Raw genomic sequence first — 1,250 nt, 5'->3', positions numbered from 1 at the left:
AAGCAAAAGGCTTTGCCGGTATGACTCACCCACATAGGTAACAAAACAGTTCAAGCACATAGGTAACAGTTTTTAACTGGCACTGGTCGATTCCGAGGATCTGACCATGCCGTGGCGAGAGCTCAAACCTATGGACCTGAAAGTGATGTTCATTGCCGACTATCTGTCCGGTCGACTTAATTTCAGCCAACTTTGTGCGGCTCACAGCATCAGTCGCAAGACCGGTTACAAGTGGGTAGCCCGCTACAACGCGGACAGCATCAACGGATTGGCGGAGTGCAGTCGCAAGCGCCACTCTCAAGCTCAGGCTGTGCCGTTTGCGGTCAAAGAGGCCATTCTTGAGCTGCGCGGCCAAGGGCAAACCACGCCAGGCCCGAAAAAGATCCAGACAGCCCTGAGAGAGCGGTTTCCAGATCAGCCGCCACCCTCCAAAACCACGATCTACAACGTGCTTAAAAAAGCGGGATTGGTGGTGTCTCGGCGGTTGCGCCAACGTGTCGCCGTTTATCCCAAACCACTTCAGAAAGCCGACCTTCCTAACCAGCTCTGGAGCGCTGATTACAAAGGCCAATACCTGACAGGAGACGGTGTCTGGTGTTACCCGTTGACGGTAATGGATCACGCCAGTCGATTTTTACTGGCTTGTGAAAGCATGCCGAGCACGACTTTCAAGGACGCCAAGGCCACCTTCGAGCGGTTATTCAAGATGTATGGAATGCCTGAGCGGATCCGTACGGACAACGGAGTCCCTTTCGCCAGCGGTGGGCGTGCCGGGTTATCGCAGTTGTCTATCTGGTGGGCCCGCCTGGGCATCATTCACGAAAGGATTCAGCCGGGTCGACCCGAGCAGAATGGACGGCATGAGCGCATGCACCGCACGCTTAAGAGCACATTGCCAAGGCCGCCGGAAATTGAGTGGGGAGCCCAGCAGAAGCATTTTGACCTGTTCATGCAGCACTATAATCATGAACGTCTTCATGAGGCTTTGGGGCAGAAAACACCAGGCTCCTGCTATACAAGCTCGTCACGGGCATTTCCGAGGAAGCTGCCGGAGATGAAGTACCCAAGCCATGTTGAGGCATACCGAACGGACTCCAACGGCGTGGTGAACAAAGGAAGGCTCAGAATCTATGTCGGCTATGTCCTGAAACATCAGATAGTCGGATTGGAGAACATCAGCGAAGGGGCTTGGGACATCATCTTTGGGCCTGTTCTACTGGGACGGGTTGATGAACGAGACGCTAAGGATG

Annotated in this window: 1 protein-coding gene; it reads left to right on the top strand. The window is 54.2% G+C overall.

Annotated elements, in window-relative coordinates:
* Positions 1–106 precede the first annotated feature (106 nt).
* On the top strand, positions 107–1,250 hold a 1,144-nt coding region (locus tag AC3WWR_RS30830; RefSeq protein ID WP_492599320.1), incomplete at its 3' end, for an integrase core domain-containing protein.

The sequence above is a fragment of the Pseudomonas sp. EB271-G4-1 genome (assembly GCF_058791355.1).
This window is presented reverse-complemented; position numbering and strand designations above follow the sequence as displayed.